19 protein-coding genes are annotated in these 17,358 nt (G+C 60.0%); all 19 read left to right on the plus strand.

All coding sequences use genetic code 11. The features are described from left to right. Positions 1-227 precede the first annotated feature (227 nt). The 19 genes from iscR to K5Y35_RS13115 all read left to right on the plus strand — a co-directional run bounded on the left by iscR (position 228) and on the right by K5Y35_RS13115 (position 17,343). The gene (iscR, locus tag K5Y35_RS13025; protein ID WP_003227911.1) at positions 228-719 is read left to right on the plus strand and encodes a Fe-S cluster assembly transcriptional regulator IscR; all 492 of its coding nucleotides are present in this window, start codon (positions 228-230) and stop codon (positions 717-719) included. A gap of 47 nt (positions 720-766) precedes the next feature. Then, entirely contained in the window at positions 767-1,981 is a 1,215-nt protein-coding gene (locus K5Y35_RS13030; protein WP_222834345.1) for an IscS subfamily cysteine desulfurase, read from the plus strand. A 100-nt stretch (positions 1,982-2,081) separates the two neighbouring features. Then, a complete protein-coding gene (gene iscU / locus K5Y35_RS13035) occupies positions 2,082-2,468 on the plus strand; it encodes a Fe-S cluster assembly scaffold IscU (protein ID WP_003248539.1) in 387 nt (128 codons plus the stop codon). A 28-nt stretch (positions 2,469-2,496) separates the two neighbouring features. Next, positions 2,497-2,820, plus strand: a complete 324-nt coding sequence (iscA, locus tag K5Y35_RS13040; RefSeq protein ID WP_003227904.1) for an iron-sulfur cluster assembly protein IscA — start codon at positions 2,497-2,499, stop codon at positions 2,818-2,820. 8 nt (positions 2,821-2,828) lie between these two features. Further along, the gene (gene hscB / locus K5Y35_RS13045; RefSeq protein ID WP_222834346.1) at positions 2,829-3,350 is read left to right on the plus strand and encodes a co-chaperone HscB; all 522 of its coding nucleotides are present in this window, start codon (positions 2,829-2,831) and stop codon (positions 3,348-3,350) included. Between the two features lie 51 nt (positions 3,351-3,401). After that, positions 3,402-5,267, plus strand: coding sequence for a Fe-S protein assembly chaperone HscA (hscA, locus tag K5Y35_RS13050; protein WP_222834347.1), 1,866 nt, complete (start codon positions 3,402-3,404; stop codon positions 5,265-5,267). Beyond that, positions 5,267-5,608 carry an ISC system 2Fe-2S type ferredoxin gene (gene fdx, locus K5Y35_RS13055; RefSeq protein ID WP_025109219.1) on the plus strand — a complete coding sequence of 114 codons (342 nt, stop codon included), beginning with the start codon at positions 5,267-5,269 and terminating at the stop codon, positions 5,606-5,608. Before hscA ends, fdx begins: the two co-directional genes overlap by 1 nt. Before the next feature lie 14 nt (positions 5,609-5,622). Beyond that, a complete protein-coding gene (gene iscX / locus K5Y35_RS13060) occupies positions 5,623-5,823 on the plus strand; it encodes a Fe-S cluster assembly protein IscX (RefSeq protein ID WP_027619659.1) in 201 nt (66 codons plus the stop codon). 88 nt (positions 5,824-5,911) lie between these two features. After that, positions 5,912-6,337: a nucleoside-diphosphate kinase gene (gene ndk / locus K5Y35_RS13065; RefSeq protein ID WP_003227894.1), complete on the plus strand. Its 426-nt coding sequence runs from the start codon at positions 5,912-5,914 to the stop codon at positions 6,335-6,337. A gap of 28 nt (positions 6,338-6,365) precedes the next feature. Then, entirely contained in the window at positions 6,366-7,514 is a 1,149-nt protein-coding gene (gene rlmN, locus K5Y35_RS13070) for a 23S rRNA (adenine(2503)-C(2))-methyltransferase RlmN (protein WP_123466031.1), read from the plus strand. 12 nt (positions 7,515-7,526) lie between these two features. After that, on the plus strand, positions 7,527-8,285 hold the full coding sequence (gene pilW, locus K5Y35_RS13075) for a type IV pilus biogenesis/stability protein PilW (RefSeq protein WP_123466033.1): 759 nt from the start codon (positions 7,527-7,529) through the stop codon (positions 8,283-8,285). Beyond that, on the plus strand, positions 8,285-9,310 hold the full coding sequence (locus tag K5Y35_RS13080) for a helix-turn-helix domain-containing protein (protein ID WP_222834348.1): 1,026 nt from the start codon (positions 8,285-8,287) through the stop codon (positions 9,308-9,310). The genes pilW and K5Y35_RS13080 overlap by 1 nt, the downstream gene beginning before the upstream one ends. Positions 9,311-9,313: 3 nt before the next feature. Beyond that, on the plus strand, positions 9,314-10,423 hold the full coding sequence (ispG, locus tag K5Y35_RS13085; RefSeq protein WP_025109215.1) for a flavodoxin-dependent (E)-4-hydroxy-3-methylbut-2-enyl-diphosphate synthase: 1,110 nt from the start codon (positions 9,314-9,316) through the stop codon (positions 10,421-10,423). A gap of 37 nt (positions 10,424-10,460) precedes the next feature. Beyond that, positions 10,461-11,750 (plus strand): histidine--tRNA ligase, encoded by a 1,290-nt coding sequence (hisS, locus tag K5Y35_RS13090; RefSeq protein ID WP_123466037.1) that lies wholly within the window; start codon positions 10,461-10,463, stop codon positions 11,748-11,750. Positions 11,751-11,791: 41 nt separating this feature from the next. Next, positions 11,792-12,433 carry a YfgM family protein gene (locus K5Y35_RS13095; protein ID WP_123466039.1) on the plus strand — a complete coding sequence of 214 codons (642 nt, stop codon included), beginning with the start codon at positions 11,792-11,794 and terminating at the stop codon, positions 12,431-12,433. Then, positions 12,426-13,577, plus strand: coding sequence for an outer membrane protein assembly factor BamB (gene bamB, locus K5Y35_RS13100; RefSeq protein WP_222834349.1), 1,152 nt, complete (start codon positions 12,426-12,428; stop codon positions 13,575-13,577). The genes K5Y35_RS13095 and bamB overlap by 8 nt, the downstream gene beginning before the upstream one ends. A 213-nt stretch (positions 13,578-13,790) precedes the next feature. Beyond that, the gene (der, locus tag K5Y35_RS13105) at positions 13,791-15,263 is read left to right on the plus strand and encodes a ribosome biogenesis GTPase Der (protein ID WP_123466043.1); all 1,473 of its coding nucleotides are present in this window, start codon (positions 13,791-13,793) and stop codon (positions 15,261-15,263) included. A gap of 152 nt (positions 15,264-15,415) precedes the next feature. Further along, the gene (locus K5Y35_RS13110) at positions 15,416-16,564 is read left to right on the plus strand and encodes a pyridoxal phosphate-dependent aminotransferase (RefSeq protein WP_128616294.1); all 1,149 of its coding nucleotides are present in this window, start codon (positions 15,416-15,418) and stop codon (positions 16,562-16,564) included. Beyond that, positions 16,552-17,343 (plus strand): amidohydrolase, encoded by a 792-nt coding sequence (locus K5Y35_RS13115; protein ID WP_222834350.1) that lies wholly within the window; start codon positions 16,552-16,554, stop codon positions 17,341-17,343. Before K5Y35_RS13110 ends, K5Y35_RS13115 begins: the two co-directional genes overlap by 13 nt. Positions 17,344-17,358 lie beyond the last annotated feature (15 nt).

The raw sequence follows: 17,358 nt of genomic DNA on the forward strand, positions 1-17,358 counted from the left end.
TGCCATCGCGAGCAGGCTTACTCCTGCATTTCAAAAGCGTTCCCCTGTCGGGGGAGTCTGCTCGCGATGAGCTTCACGCGGTACTGCTGGCTGTACGCCGCCAGCCTTTGCTATGATGCGCGCGCTCTTTTGCGGGTAAACCCGACTAAAGCACTAGGTCTTATAGTTGACTTAAATGCTCGGGAATTGCATACTCCCGCCCATTCCGAACTCCGTGGTAACTGTCCATGCGACTGACTACAAAAGGCCGATACGCCGTGACTGCCATGCTTGACCTGGCGTTGCACGCGCAGCACGGGCCCGTGTCCCTGGCCGATATCTCCGAGCGCCAAGGCATCTCCCTGTCCTATCTCGAACAGCTGTTCGCCAAGCTGCGCCGCAGTAACCTGGTTTCCAGTGTTCGCGGCCCAGGCGGTGGCTATCAGTTGTCCCGCGACATGCAGGGCATCCAGGTCGCTCAGGTGATCGATGCGGTGAACGAATCGGTCGATGCGACCAAATGCCAGGGCCAGGGCGATTGCCATTCCGGCGACACCTGCCTGACCCACCATCTGTGGTGCGACCTGAGCCTGCAGATTCACGAATTTCTGAGCGGTATCAGCTTGGCTGACCTTGTGACTCGCCGTGAGGTGCAAGAAGTAGCCCAGCGTCAGGACCAGCGCCGTTGCAACAGCAAGGCGCCACGCCTGGACAAGATTGAAGCGTCCGCCGTCGAATGACAGCCGAAGAGCTAGCGGCACGCCAGCCCTGATTTAGGAGATAGTCCATGAAATTGCCGATTTACCTTGATTACTCTGCGACCACCCCGGTTGATCCGCGTGTTGCGCAAAAAATGAGTGAGTGCCTGCTGGTCGACGGAAACTTCGGTAACCCGGCGTCCCGTTCCCACGTGTTTGGCTGGAAAGCTGAAGAGTCGGTCGAAAACGCCCGTCGTCAGGTGGCTGATCTGGTCAACGCCGACCCGCGCGAAATCGTCTGGACTTCCGGTGCCACCGAATCCGATAACCTGGCAATCAAGGGTGCGGCACATTTCTACGCCTCCAAGGGCAAGCACCTGATCACCTCCAAGATCGAGCACAAGGCTGTCCTCGACACCATGCGCCAGCTGGAGCGTGAAGGTTTCGAAGTAACGTACCTCGAGCCGACTGAAGACGGTCTGATCACCCCGGCGATGATCGAAGCCGAACTGCGCGACGACACCATTCTGGTGTCGGTGATGCACGTGAACAACGAAATCGGCACCATCAACGACATCGCCGCCATCGGCGAGATGCTGCGTTCGAAAGGCATCCTGTTCCACGTCGACGCCGCTCAGTCCACTGGCAAGGTCGAAATCGACCTGCAGAAACTGAAAGTCGACATGATGTCGTTCTCCGCCCACAAGACTTATGGCCCTAAAGGCATCGGCGCGCTGTACGTCAGCCGCAAGCCGCGTGTGCGCATCGAAGCGACCATGCACGGCGGCGGTCACGAGCGCGGCATGCGCTCCGGCACCCTGGCGACCCACCAGATCGTCGGCATGGGTGAAGCGTTCCGCGTAGCCAAAGAGGACATGGCGGCCGAAAACGTTCGTATCAAAGCGTTGAGCGACCGCTTCTACAAGCAGGTCGAGCATCTGGAAGAGCTGTACGTCAACGGCAGCCTGACCGCCCGCGTTCCGCACAACCTGAACCTGAGCTTCAACTACGTTGAAGGCGAGTCGCTGATCATGGCGCTCAAGGATCTGGCGGTATCGTCCGGTTCGGCGTGCACCTCGGCGTCGCTGGAGCCTTCGTATGTACTGCGCGCTCTGGGCCGCAACGACGAACTGGCACACAGCTCGATCCGCTTCACCTTCGGCCGTTTCACCACCGAAGAAGAAATCGACTACGCCGCGCAGAAAGTCTGCGAGGCCGTTACCAAGTTGCGCGCTCTGTCGCCGCTGTGGGACATGTACAAAGACGGCGTCGATATCTCGAAGATCGAGTGGGCGGCACACTAAATATAGAAGCCGCCGGATACAGATCCTGTAGCGACGCGGCGATTACGCAGCGCAGTTGCAGGGCCTGAAGAGCGGCCCTGATGAGTGAGGATTGAGAATCATGGCTTACAGCGAAAAGGTCATCGACCACTACGAAAACCCGCGCAACGTCGGCAAGATGAATGCCGAAGATCCGGATGTCGGCACCGGCATGGTCGGCGCGCCGGCGTGCGGCGACGTGATGCGTCTGCAGATCAAGGTCAACGAGCAGGGCGTGATTGAAGACGCCAAGTTCAAGACTTACGGCTGCGGTTCGGCAATCGCTTCCAGCTCCCTCGCCACCGAGTGGATGAAGGGCAAGACCCTGGACGAAGCGGAAACCATCAAGAACACTCAGCTGGCCGAAGAACTGGCCCTGCCGCCAGTGAAAATCCACTGCTCGGTACTCGCTGAAGACGCCATCAAGGCAGCTGTTCGCGATTACAAGCAGAAGAAAGGCTTGATCTAAGCATTGGGCGACGAGTAAGGAGTCAACGATGGCTATCAGCATGACAGAAGCGGCTGCTCGACACGTGCGACGCTCCCTCGACGGGCGCGGCAAAGGTGAAGGGATTCGTCTGGGTGTTCGCACCACAGGCTGTTCCGGCCTTGCCTACGTGCTGGAGTTTGTCGACGAGGTGGTTGCCGAGGATCAGGTGTTCGAGAGTCACGGCGAAAAAGTGATCATCGACCCGAAAAGCCTGGCTTACCTGGACGGCACCGAGCTCGATTTCGTCAAGGAAGGGTTGAACGAAGGCTTCAAGTTCAACAACCCCAACGTACGCGGTGAATGTGGCTGCGGCGAAAGCTTCAACATCTGAGGCTTGTCGTGGGTATTCCTTGTCATTTCGCTTTATTCGAGCTGCAACCGAGCTTCCGCCTGGATCTCGAGCAGTTGGCCACGCGCTATCGTGAGTTGGCGCGCGGCGTTCATCCTGACCGCTTTGCCGACGCTTCCGAGCGCGAGCAGCGGTCGGCGCTCGAGCAGTCTGCACGGCTCAATGACGCCTATCAGACGCTCAAGAGTCCGGCCCAGCGCGCTCGCTACCTGCTGACCATCAGCGGGCATGAAGTGCCGATGGAGGTCACGGTTCACGACCCCGAGTTTCTTTTGCAGCAGATGCAATGGCGCGAAGAGCTCGAAGACCTCCAGGGCAGCGCCGATCTTGACGGTGTTGCTGTGTTCAAGCGGCGCCTGAAAGTCGCTCAGGAACAGTTGAACGAAAGCTTCGCAGCCTGTTGGGATGATGCAGCGCAACGCGAACAGGCCGAGCGCCTGATGCGACGCATGCAGTTCCTCGACAAGCTCACCTACGAAGTGCGCCAGTTAGAAGAGCGCCTCGACGATTAACCCAGTGCCGCTCCGGTCGCACGCCTGATATACAGATAAGTCCTGATCACGATGGCCCTACTGCAGATCGCCGAACCCGGCCAAAGTCCTCAACCGCACCAGCGTCGTCTGGCTGTGGGGATCGACTTGGGCACTACCAATTCGCTGGTCGCTGCGTTGCGCAGTGGTCTTTCCGAGCCACTGGCCGACGCTGACGGGCAGGTCATCCTGCCGTCCGCCGTGCGTTATCACGCTGATCGCGTCGAGGTTGGCGAATCGGCCAAGCTGGCCGCGTCCTCCGATCCCTTGAACACTGTGCTGTCGGTCAAGCGCCTGATGGGGCGCGGTCTGTCCGACGTCAAACAATTGGGCGAGCAACTGCCGTACCGCTTTGTCGGCGGCGAATCGCACATGCCGTTCATCGACACCGTGCAGGGCCCGAAAAGCCCGGTCGAAGTTTCTGCCGATATCCTCAAGGTCCTGCGTCAGCGTGCTGAAGCGACTTTGGGTGGCGAGCTGGTTGGCGCGGTGATCACCGTTCCGGCGTATTTCGACGATGCGCAGCGTCAAGCCACCAAGGATGCGGCAAAACTCGCCGGTCTGAACGTGCTGCGTCTGCTCAACGAGCCGACCGCAGCCGCTGTGGCTTATGGTCTGGATCAACATGCCGAAGGCCTGGTTGCTATCTATGACCTGGGCGGCGGCACCTTCGATATTTCGATTTTGCGCCTGACTGGCGGTGTTTTCGAAGTGCTGGCTACCGGCGGCGACAGCGCCCTGGGTGGCGATGACTTCGACCACGCGATTGCCGGCTGGATCATCGAGAGCGCCGGCCTGTCCGCCGATCTCGATCCGGGCGCACAACGCAATCTGCTGCAAACCGCCTGCGCGGCCAAAGAAGCCCTGACCGATGCCGCCAGCGTTGAAGTCGCCTGCGGTGACTGGAAAGCGCAGTTGACCCGCGAAGCCTTCGATGCGCTGATCGAACCGATGGTTGCCCGCAGCCTGAAAGCCTGCCGTCGTGCCGTGCGCGATTCCGGTATCGAACTGGAAGACGTACACGCCGTGGTCATGGTCGGCGGTTCGACCCGTGTGCCGCGTGTGCGCGAAGCGGTCGCCGAAGCTTTTGGTCGTCAGCCATTGACGGAAATCGACCCGGATCAAGTGGTGGCCATCGGGGCCGCGATCCAGGCGGATACGCTGGCTGGCAACAAGCGTGATGGCGGCGAACTGCTGCTGCTCGACGTTATTCCGCTGTCCCTGGGGCTGGAAACCATGGGCGGGCTGATGGAGAAGGTGATTCCGCGCAACACCACCATCCCGGTCGCTCGCGCTCAGGACTTCACCACTTATAAAGATGGCCAGTCGGCCATGGCGATCCACGTGTTGCAGGGCGAGCGCGAGCTGATCAGCGACTGCCGCTCCCTGGCACGCTTCGAACTGCGCGGCATTCCAGCAATGGTGGCCGGGGCGGCGAAGATTCGCGTGACCTTCCAGGTCGATGCCGACGGTCTGCTCAGCGTGTCCGCCCGTGAACTGGGTTCGGGCGTTGAGGCGAGTATTCAGGTCAAGCCGTCGTACGGACTGACCGACGGCGAAATCGCCAAGATGCTCAAGGACTCGTTCCAGCACGCCAACGACGACAAGGTCGCCCGTGTTCTGCGTGAGCAGCAAGTCGATGCCCAGCGCCTGATCGAAGCGGTGCAGGGCGCTCTGGAGGCCGATGGCGAGCGTTTGCTTGACGCCGAAGAGCGCATGGTCATCGACCTGCAGGTGCAGGAACTCATTGAACTGATGAAAGGCACCGATGGTTACGCCATCGAGCAGCAGACCAAGCGTCTGTCGCAAGTGACCGATGCTTTTGCTGCCCGCCGCATGGATCTGACGGTGAAAGCCGCTCTGTCGGGGCGCAATCTGAATGAAATCGAGGATATCTGATGCCGCAGGTCATTTTTCTGCCACACGAGAAGTTTTGCCCTGAGGGCATGGTGGTCGAGGCTGCGCCCGGCACATCTATTCTTGAACTGGCCCACGAACACCATATCGAGATGGAAAGTGCCTGTGGCGGCGTCTGCGCTTGCACCACGTGCCACTGCATCATCCGCGAGGGTTTCGACTCGCTGGAAGAGGCGGACGAGCTGGAAGAAGACTTTCTCGATCGCGCCTGGGGTCTTGAAGCGCAGTCGCGTCTGGCCTGTCAGGCTATCGTTGGTGAAGAAGACATCACCGTCGAAATCCCGAAATATTCGCTTAACCATGCGGCTGAAGCGCCGCACTGACTGGTAAGACTGTCATGAGCTACGGTTGGAATGATGTTCAACGCATTGCAGAAGAATTGGCCGAAGCCAAACCGGATGTAGATCCGCTTTCTGTCAATTTCGTCGACCTGCAGCGATGGATCATGGAACTGCCTGACTTCGACAACACCTCTGGCCGTGTCGGCGAGAAGGTGTTGGAAGCGGTTCAGGCGCTCTGGATCGAAGAAGTCGACTGATCGTCCTCGCAGGTTAGGCAATACCCAAGAACCCGCGTATAATTCGCGGGTTTAATTTTTCGCAAATTACCGTTTCTGGAGTTACACCATGGCTGTTCAACGTACTTTCTCCATCATCAAGCCTGACGCCGTTGCTAAAGGCGCTGCCGGCGAAATCGTTACCCGCTTCGAAAAGGCTGGTCTGAAAGTTGTTGCTTCGAAAATGAAGCAGCTGTCCAAAGCCGAAGCTGAAGGCTTCTACGCTGAGCACAAAGAGCGTGGTTTCTTCGGTGACCTGGTTGCTTTCATGATCTCCGGTCCGGTTGTTGTTCAGGTTCTGGAAGGCGAAAACGCTATCGCTCGCAACCGTGAGCTGATGGGCGCTACCAACCCTAAAGAAGCTGCTGCCGGCACCATCCGTGCTGACTTCGCTGAGTCGATCGACGCCAACGCCGTTCACGGTTCGGACTCCGAAGCCGCTGCTGCTCGCGAAATCTCGTACTTCTTCGCAGCTACTGAAGTAACCACTCGCTAAGCATTGGCTTGAGAGTGAAGGTGAATCCATGACTACATCGACTGTTAAAACAAACCTGCTGGGTCTGACCCAGCCGGAAATGGAAAAATTCTTCGACTCAATCGGGGAGAAGCGTTTCCGTGCCGGTCAGGTAATGAAATGGATTCACCACTTTGGCGTCGATGATTTCGACGCCATGACGAACGTCAGCAAGGCCCTGCGCGACAAGCTCAAGGCTATTGCCGAGGTTCGTGGTCCCGAAGTGGTCAGCGAGGACATCTCCAGCGACGGCACCCGTAAGTGGGTGGTGCGCGTGGCGTCCGGCAGCTGTGTCGAGACCGTGTACATTCCCCAGGGCAAACGCGGCACGCTGTGCGTTTCGTCCCAGGCAGGCTGTGCCCTGGACTGCAGTTTCTGCTCCACCGGCAAGCAAGGCTTCAACAGCAACCTCACTGCCGCCGAAGTCATCGGTCAGGTGTGGATTGCCAACAAATCTTTCGGCAGTGTTCCGGCTACCATCGACCGCGCCATCACCAACGTGGTGATGATGGGCATGGGCGAACCGCTGCTGAACTTCGACAACGTCGTGGCCGCCATGCATCTGATGATGGATGACCTCGGCTACGGGATCTCCAAGCGCCGCGTGACCCTGTCCACGTCGGGTGTGGTGCCGATGATCGATGAGCTGGCCAAGCACATCGACGTCTCCCTGGCGTTGTCCCTGCACGCACCGAATGACGCATTACGTAACCAATTGGTGCCGATCAACAAGAAGTATCCGCTTAAGATGCTGCTCGAGTCGTGCCAGCGCTACATGTCCGCCCTCGGCGAGAAGCGTGTGCTGACCATCGAGTACACCTTGCTCAAGGACGTCAACGACAAACTTGAGCACGCCGTGGAAATGATCGAGTTGCTGAAAGACATTCCGTGCAAGATCAACCTGATCCCGTTTAACCCGTTCCCGCACTCCGGGTACGAGCGGCCGAGCAACAACGCTATCCGCCGGTTCCAGGATCAACTGCATCAGGCCGGTTACAACGTCACCGTCCGCACCACCCGTGGTGAAGACATCGACGCCGCGTGTGGTCAATTGGTAGGGCAGGTGCTGGATCGCACCCGTCGCAGCGAACGTTACATCGCCGTGCGTGAGTTGAGCGCCGACAGCGATCTGGCACAGAACGCCGCGAACACTAACTAAGAGAGGATCTCTATGTCCCTGCGCTTTGCGCTGCTGTTGCTGATAGCCAGCCTGTGCGCTGGTTGTGTCCTGTCGGGTGACTACAACCCGATGAAGACCAGCAAGGGCCGCGATGAAGCGCGGGCTGCCTACGTGCAGTTGGGCCTGGGTTACTTGCAGCAGGGCATGACCGAGCGGGCCAAGGTGCCGCTGAAGAAGGCGCTGGAGCTTGACGATTCCGACCCTGACGCCAATGCCGCCCTCGGGCTGGTGTTTCAGGCCGAAATGGAGCCGAAACTGGCTGACGAGCACTTTCGCAAAGCCCTGTCCTCCCGACCCGCCGATGCGCGCACCCTCAACAACTACGGCAGTTTTCTCTACGAAGAACAGCGTTACAAGGAAGCCTACGAGCGTTTTGAACAGGCGGCCGCCGATACCCTGTATCCTGAGCGTTCGCGAGTGTTCGAGAACCTCGGCATGACGGCGGCGAAGCTCGGTCAGCGCGATCTGGCGCAGCAGCAGCTGGAAAAGGCTCTGCGTCTGAATCGTCAACAACCGCGTGCCTTGCTGGAAATGGCTGAGTTGTCCTTCGAAGACAGGCATTATGTGCCCGCGCGTGACTATTACGACCGTTTCAGCCTGCTAACCGAGCAAAATGCACGTAGTCTATTGCTCGGCGTTCGGCTGGCAAAAGTGTTTGAAGATCGCGACAAGGCCGCCAGTTACGGCCTGCAATTAAAACGACTCTATCCCGGTACGCCGGAATATCAGCAATACCTGTCGGAGCAATGATGAAAGCGGCGCATCCCGAAGTTGTAGCAGCGAATCGCGTTAACCCCGGTGAGACTCTGCGCCAGGCCCGCGAAAGCAATGGCTGGTCGCTGGCCGAAGTGGCCCTTAAGCTCAACCTCACCGTGACTTCCCTGAGCAATCTTGAAGCCGGCGCTTTCGACAAGCTGCCGGGGCATACCTTTGCTCGCGGTTACATTCGCGCCTATGCCAAATTGCTCGGCATGGACCAGACCGTTCTGGTTCAGCAATTCGACCAGTCCACCGGTACCGACTCCCAGGGCAGCAACGTCCACGCCCTGGGCCGTATCGAAGAGCCAGTGCGGGTCTCCCACACGATCTTGCGTATCGTCAGCCTGTTGTTGCTGATCGCGGTCATCGGCGGCGGTTTCGTCTGGTGGCAGGATCAGACGTCGCAGCGGATCAAGGATTTGACCACCCTGGCCCCGGAGCACGTCGAAGTCGAAGGCGCCGACGGCACTACCCAGATTCATCCGATCGACGAGCCGGAAGACCAGGCTGTCGCGCAAAACCAGGCCGAAAGTTCGACTTCCCTGGCTTTGCCACCCTCCGAAACCACCGCAGAATCGACCGGTGCCGAGCCTGTTGCTCCGGCGACGGCACCAACTGCGCCGGCGGTAGCGCCAACCGCACCGGTTCATACCCCGGCGCCGGTCGTTGCCCCTGCGGCGACTCCGGCACCGGCTGTTCCGGCCACGCCTGCGCCAACCGTCACTGCACCGGTGGCGCCTGCGCCGACCGCAGAAGTGGCGGCTCCGGCGGCCGGCGATGGTCAGGTTCAGCTGCAATTCACCGGCGATTGCTGGGCACAAGTCACCGATGGTCGTGGCAAAGTGCTGTTCAGTGGCCTGAAGCATAAAGGCGACAGCGTGGCTGTCAGCGGCAAACCGCCGCTCAGTGTGCGCCTGGGTGTTGCCCGCGCCGCACAGGTCAGCTACAACGGCCAGCCGGTCGATGTCGCTCCGTTCACCAGTGGCGAGACTGCTCGCCTGAAGTTGGGTCAATAAGTCATGCACGGCGAATCTCCAATCAAACGTCGCGTTTCGCGCAAGATCTGGGTCGGTAACGTACCTGTTGGCGGCGATGCGCCTATCGCTGTGCAGAGCATGACCAACAGCGACACTAATGATGTGGCTGCCACCGTTGCCCAGATCAATCGTCTGGAAGCGGCCGGCGTCGACATCGTCCGCGTTTCGGTACCGGACATGGACGCCGCCGAGGCGTTCGGCAAGATCAAGCAACTGGTCAAGGTGCCGCTGGTTGCCGACATCCACTTCGACTACAAGATTGCCTTGCGCGTCGCCGAACTGGGTGTGGACTGCCTGCGTATCAACCCGGGCAACATCGGTCGTGAAGACCGCGTGCGCGCCGTGGTCGATGCTGCCCGTGATCGCGGTATTCCGATCCGCATCGGCGTCAACGCCGGTTCCCTGGAAAAAGACCTGCAAAAGAAATACGGCGAGCCGACCCCGGCCGCCCTGGTCGAATCCGCCCTGCGTCACGTCGAGCACCTCGAACGCCTGAATTTCCAGGACTTCAAGGTCAGCGTGAAGGCCTCTGACGTGTTCATGGCCGTCGAAGCCTACCGCTTGCTGGCCAAGGAAATCGTCCAGCCGCTGCACCTGGGCATTACCGAAGCCGGTGGATTGCGTTCGGGCACAGTGAAATCCGCCGTGGGCCTAGGTATGCTGCTCGCCGAGGGGATTGGCGATACTATCCGCATCTCGCTGGCGGCCGACCCGGTCGAGGAAGTGAAGGTCGGTTACGACATTCTCAAGTCTTTGCATCTGCGTTCCCGTGGCATCAACTTCATCGCCTGCCCGAGCTGCTCGCGGCAGAACTTCGATGTGGTCAAGACCATGAACGAGCTGGAAGGGCGTCTTGAAGACCTGCTGGTGCCGCTGGATGTCGCGGTGATCGGTTGTGTGGTCAACGGCCCCGGCGAAGCCAAGGAAGCCCATATCGGCTTGACCGGCGGTACGCCAAACCTGATTTACATCGACGGCAAGCCGTCGCAGAAACTGACGAATGACAATCTGGTGGACGAGCTGGAAAAGCTGATCCGCGAGAAAGCGGCCGAGAAGGTCGAAGCTGACGCAGCGGTTATCGCGCGCGGCTGAGCCTGACTGAAGCGCCGAACGAATTTAAGGATTTAAAGTGAGCAAGTCTTTGCAAGCCATACGTGGCATGAACGACATCCTGCCCGAACAGACCCCGCTGTGGCGTTATTTCGAGGGCACCGTTGCGCGTTTGCTGGATAACTACGGTTACAAGCAGATCCGCATGCCGATCGTCGAATTCACCGAGCTGTTCAAGCGCTCGATCGGTGAAGTGACCGACATCGTCGAAAAAGAGATGTACACCTTCGAAGACCGCAACGGCGACTCCCTGACCCTGCGTCCGGAAGGTACTGCGGCGTGCGTGCGTGCGGTGCTCGAACACGGCATCACCGGCGGTGGCCAGGTGCAGAAACTCTGGTACATCGGCCCGATGTTCCGCCACGAGCGTCCGCAGAAAGGCCGCTATCGCCAGTTCCACCAGATCGGTCTGGAGGTGTTCAACCTCGACGGTCCGGACATCGACGCCGAGCTGATCATCATGACCTGGCGCCTGTGGGGCGAGCTGGGCATCCGTGATGCGGTCAAGCTCGAACTCAACAGCCTGGGCACCAGCGAGTCCCGTGGTCGTTACCGTGAAGCGCTGGTCGAGTACCTCTCGGCGCACCACGACAAGCTCGACGAAGACAGCCAGCGTCGCCTGAAAACCAACCCGCTGCGCGTGCTCGACACCAAAAATGCCGACACTCAAGCGGTGTTGGTCGGTGCGCCGAAGATGGCGGACTACCTGGATGACGAATCCCGTGCCCACTTCGAAGGCCTGAAGGCGCGTCTGGATGCCGTCGGCATTCCGTACGTGCTCAACCCGAAGCTGGTACGCGGCCTCGATTACTACAGCAAAACCGTATTCGAATGGGTCACCGACAAGCTCGGCGCCCAGGGCACTGTCTGCGCGGGCGGTCGTTACGACGGTCTGGTCGAGCAAATGGGCGGCAAGCCGACCACCGGCGTGGGTTTCGCCATGGGCATCGAACGTCTGGTGCTGATGCTGGAAACCCTCGAGCAGATCCCGGAAGAAATCTCCCGTCAGGTCGACGTCTACCTCTGCGCCTTCGGTGAGCAAGCCGAACTGGCCGGCCTGGCCCTGGCCGAGCGTGTCCGCGATCAGCTTCCAAACCTGCGTCTGCAAGTCAATGCCGGCGCCGGCAGCTTCAAAAGCCAGTTCAAGAAAGCCGACAAGAGCGGTGCGCTGTACGCACTGATCCTGGGTGACGACGAAATGGCCCAGCAAGTGGTAGGTTTCAAACCCCTGCGTGGCCAGGGCGAACAACAAAGCATTGCCTGGGATGCGCTCGCCGCTCACCTGGCCACCTGCGTCGTGCAGGGTTGAAGCTGTCTAAACAGCCGATTTAGCGATTAAGGAGTATTGGGGTGTCGAGTACCGAAGACGAACAGTTGGCGGATTTGAAGGACTGGTGGACACGCAACGGCAAACCTCTGGTCACCGGCGGCCTGTTGGCACTGGTTATCGTGTTCGGCTGGCAGGCTTATCACAAGTATCAGAGCAACCAGTCGCAAGGCGCCTCGGTGCTTTATCAGCAACTGCTGGAAACCACGCTGACGCCTGACGGCAAGCCTGATGCGGCCCGCGTTGCGGATCTGGCCGGCAAGCTCAACAGCGAATTCGGCGGCACCGCGTACGCGCAGTACGGCAGCCTGTTCGTGGCAAAAGTGGCGGTCGACAGCGGCAAGCTGGACGATGCGGCGACCGAGCTCAAAGCCATTGTCGACAAACCGGCCAACCCGGCGCTGGGCGAAATCGCCCGTCAGCGTCTGGCGCAGGTGTTCGGCGCGCAGAACAAGGCCGAAGACGCCCTGAAACTGCTCGACGGCGACGCCGACAAAGCGTTCCTGGCCACTCGCGAAGAACTCAAGGGCGACCTGCTGGTGCAGTTGGGCCGTACCGATGACGCGAACAAGGCGTATCAAAAAGCCAAGGCAGCACTGTCGGATGAAGCGGCGGTCGGTGGCCTTCAAATCAAGCTCGACGACCTGGCCAAAGGGGATGCGTGACGTGATCCGTTGGAAGCATGCAGCATTGCTGGCTCTGGCCTTGTTGGCCGCGGGTTGCAGCAGCAACAGCAAAAAAGAATTGCCACCGGCCGAGCTGACCGACTTCAAAGAAGAAGTGGTTCTGCACAAGCAGTGGAGTCGTTCGATCGGTGACGGTCAGGGCGAAACCTACAACATGCTGGTGCCGGCGATCGACGGTGACACCATCTACGCCGCCGATGTAACCGGCGTGGTGATGGCCATGGATCGCGGCAATGGCGACGTGAAATGGAAGCAGGATCTTGATCTGCCTGTCTCCGGCGCTGTCGGCGTTGGCTACGGTCTGGTGCTGATCGGTACGCTGCGTGGCGAAGTTGTCGCTCTGGACGCCAGCAACGGTGAAGAGAAGTGGCGCGCGCGCGTGACCAGTGAAGTCCTCGCACCGCCGGCCAACAACGGTGACGTCGTAGTGGTGCAGACCCAGGACGATCGTCTGATCGGTCTGGATGCTGCCACCGGTACGCAACGCTGGGTGTATGACAGCACCCCGGCCGTGCTGACCCTGCGTGGCACCAGTGCACCGCTGGTGACCAACCGCCTCGCGGTGGCAGGTCTGTCCACCGGTAAAGTGGTCGCGCTGGACATTTCCAACGGCGTGCCGGTCTGGGAACAACGGATCGCGATTCCACAGGGTCGTTCGGAACTGGAGCGCGTGGTCGACATCGACGGCGGCCTGCTGCTGTCCGGCGGCACCCTGTACGTGGCCAGCTATCAGGGTCGCGTGGCGGCACTGGATCTGGAAAGCGGCCGTCAACTCTGGCAGCGCGATGCGTCGAGCTATGCCGGTATTGCCCAAGGTTTCGGCAGCGTTTACGTGAGCCTGTCCTCGGGCACCGTTGAAGGCGTCGACGAGCGTTCCACCACCGCGCTGTGGAGCAATGACTCGCTGGCTCGTCGTCAACTGTCGGCTCCGGAAGTGTTCTCCAGCTATGTTGCAGTAGGTGACCTGGAAGGTTATCTGCACCTGCTGAGTCAGGTTGACGGTCGTTTCGTCGGCCGTGAGCGCATCGACAGCGACGGCCTGCGTGCCCGTCCGCTGGTGGTGGGTGACACGATTTATGTGTATGGCAACAGCGGCAAACTGGAAGCCCTGACCATCAAGTAAGAACTATGCTTGGGGTTAACACCCCCAGGCAGCTTCACTGGTAGGAGCGAGCCTGCTCGCGAAGGGCGTCAACGATGACGCGTACAGCCTGAATAGACGCGGTGCTGTTAGCGTTTTTCGCGAGCAAGCCCGCTCCCACAGTGTTGCCCCGAGCACCAGCCGCTGCCTCGCAGCGGCTTTTGTATTTTCTGAAATAACGAAGTGGAGAGCCGCATGGTTCCCGTAATCGCCCTGGTGGGCCGACCGAACGTCGGCAAATCCACCTTGTTCAACCGCCTGACCAGGACTCGCGACGCTATTGTCGGCGACTTGTCCGGTCTGACCCGTGATCGCCAGTACGGTGAGGCCAAGTGGCAAGGGCGTTCCTACATTCTGATCGACACCGGCGGTATCTCCGGTGACGAACATGGTATGGACGAAAAAATGGCCGAGCAGTCGCTGCTGGCCATCGAAGAGGCAGATGTTGTTCTGTTCCTGGTAGATGCCAAGGCTGGTTTCACCGCCGCCGACCAGATGATCGCCGAACACCTGCGCAAACGTAACAAGCGTTCCCACGTGGTGGCCAACAAGGTCGACAACATCGACCCGGAAATGGCTCGCGCCGAGTTCGCCCCGCTGGGCATGGGCCACGCGATCCCGATCGCCGGTGCTCACGGCCGTGGTATCACGCAGTTGCTGGAAGCCGCTCTGAGCGATTTCCCGCGTGACGATGACGAGCCGCAGGAAGGCGAAGAGGAAGAGATCGTTGCCGAAGGCGAGGAAGCCAAGCGCATTCCTGGCCCGAGCGAAAAAGACGGGATCAAGATCGCCATCATCGGCCGTCCGAACGTGGGTAAATCGACCCTGGTCAACCGCATGCTCGGTGAAGACCGGGTGATCGTCTATGACCAGCCCGGCACCACCCGCGACAGTATCTACATCCCGTTCGAACGGAATGAAGAGAAGTACACGCTGATCGACACCGCCGGTGTGCGCAAGCGCGGCAAGATCCACGAAGAAGTCGAAAAGTTCTCTGTGGTCAAAACCCTGCAGGCGATCAAAGACGCCAACGTGGTGATCTTCGTGATGGACGCCCGCGAAGGCGTGGTCGATCACGACCTCAACCTGCTGGGCTTCGCCCTTGAAGCCGGTCGGGCGCTGGTGATCGCGATCAACAAGTGGGACGGCATGACGCCGAGCGAGCGAGACTTTGTGAAGGTCGAGCTGCAGCGTCGCCTGTTCTTCGTCGACTTCGCCGACATCCACTTCATCTCGGCGCTGCACGGTACCGGCGTGGGCAACCTCTACGCTTCGGTGCAGAACTCGTTCAAGTCGGCGGTCACCCGCTGGCCGACGAGCCGCCTGACCCAGATCCTTGAAGACGCGGTCAGCGAGCACCAGCCGCCGATGGTCAACAGCCGCCGGATCAAGCTGCGTTACGCTCACCTGGGGGGGGCTAACCCGCCGATCATCGTGATCCACGGTAACCAGATCGAGAAAGTGCCGAAGTCCTACGTGCGCTATCTGGAAAACACCTACCGTCGTGTGCTGAAGCTGGTCGGTACGCCGATCCGCATCGAGTTCAAGGGTGGCGAGAACCCGTACGAAGGCAACAAGAACACGCTGACCGACCGTCAGGTCAACAAGAAGCGTCGTTTGATGTCGCACAACAAGAAAGCCAGCAAGAAGCGTCGCGACAAGAAGTAAAAAGCAGCTTCAAGTTTCGAGCTGCAAGCTTCAAGTAAAAGCGATAAAGCAGAGAGGGCTTCGTATGAAGCCCTTTTTTGTGGGCGCGGGTTTTTGCTTGCAGCTTGCAGCTTGACGCTTGAAACTTGCAATTCACCTGCAAGGGGCTTCCGATGATCACCAGTAAGCTGCCGAATGTCGGCATCACGATTTTCACGCAGATGTCTCAGCTCGCGGCGCAAACCGGGGCCATCAACCTTTCCCAGGGGTTCCCTGATTTCGACGGTCCGCAATCCCTGCGCGATGCGGTGGCTCGGCACGTTGCCGGCGGCCATAACCAGTATTCACCCATGACCGGTCTGCCGGCGTTGCGTCAGCAGATAGCTGCGAAGATTGCCCGCAGTTACGGGGTTAACGTCGATGCCGACCACGAAGTGACCGTCACACCGGGCGCGACTCAGGCGATCTTCTGTGCGATTCAGGCAATTATCCACAGCGGCGACGAAGTCATCGTCTTCGACCCGTGCTACGACAGCTACGAGCCGGCGACGGAGCTGGCAGGTGGCCGTTGCGTGCATGTGCAACTGAGCCCGGACGATTTCTCCATTGATTTCGACAAGCTCGCCACGGCCCTGAGTCCGCGCACGAAAATGATCGTTCTCAACACCCCGCACAACCCCAGCGGCGCGCTGATCAGCCGTGCCGAGCTCGACCAGTTGGCGGCCCTGATCCGGGGGCGCGACATCTACCTGATCAGCGACGAAGTCTATGAACACCTGGTGTTCGACGGCGTGCCGCATGTCAGCGTACTGGCCCATGAGGAGCTGTATCAGCGCGCCTTCGTCGTCAGCTCGTTCGGCAAGACTTACCACGTGACCGGCTGGAAGACTGGCTATGTGGTCGCTCCCCCGGCGCTGACCGCCGAACTGCGCAAGGTGCACCAGTACGTCAGTTTCTGCGGTGTGACGCCGCTGCAATATGCCCTGGCCGATTACATGGCCGAGCATCCCGAGCACGTGGAGCAATTGCCGGGCTTCTATCAGGCCAAGCGCGATCTGTTCTGCGATCTGCTGGCGCCGTCGCGCTTCAGCTTTACCCGGGTCACCGGCACCTATTTTCAACTGGTCGATTACTCGCAGATCCGCCCCGACCTGAATGACGTCGAGATGGCCATGTGGATGACCCGCGAGCACGGTGTGGCGAGTATTCCAGTGTCGGTGTTCTACCAGAATCCACCCGAAGGCCAGCGCCTCGTGCGTCTGTGCTTCGCCAAACGCGAGGAGACGCTGCGCGAAGCAGCGGCAAAACTATGCGCGATCTGAGTGCGTTACCCGATCTCAATCTGGCGCTGATCCAGACCAGTCTGGCGTGGCACGATCGCCAGGCCAATCTCGAGCATTTCGAGCAGTTACTGGAACAGGCGCGCGGTGCGGATCTGATCATTCTGCCGGAGATGTTTACTACCGGTTTCTCCATGGAGTCCGCGACCCTCGCCGAAGCCGAAAATGGCCCGACCAGCAAATGGCTGCGGGTGCAGGCGGCGAAGTTCAATGCCGTGATCACCGGCAGCGTGATCATTCAGGCGGCCGACGGCAGCCATCGCAATCGCTTGTTGTGGGCGCGGCCGGACGGTGAAGTGCTGCATTACGACAAGCGTCACCTGTTCCGCATGGCGGGCGAGCACAACCACTACACCCCCGGCGAACGCCAGGTGCAGTTCGAACTCAAGGGCTGGCGGGTACGGCCGCTGATTTGTTACGACCTGCGCTTCCCGGTGTGGAGCCGTGATGCGCAGGACACTGACTTGCTGCTGTACACCGCCAACTGGCCGGGGGCTCGGCGTCTGCACTGGAATCGCCTGTTGCCGGCGCGGGCCATCGAAAACCTCTGTTACGTGGCGGCGGTGAATCGTGTCGGCACCGACGGCAAGGGCTTCGCTTACACCGGCGACAGTCAGGTCCTGGATTTCCAGGGCGAAATGTTACTGGCGGCAGGGGAGGCCGACGGTGTGTTCAAGGCCGTACTGGAAGCCGCGCCGCTGGCGGCTTATCGCGAGCGCTTTCCGGCGAATCTGGACGCGGACACCTTCGAGTTCATCTGAGGTTTGTATGAACAC

Origin of the sequence: Pseudomonas sp. SC3(2021), assembly GCF_019856535.1 — a bacterium.
GTDB classification, from domain to species: domain Bacteria; phylum Pseudomonadota; class Gammaproteobacteria; order Pseudomonadales; family Pseudomonadaceae; genus Aquipseudomonas; species Aquipseudomonas monsensis.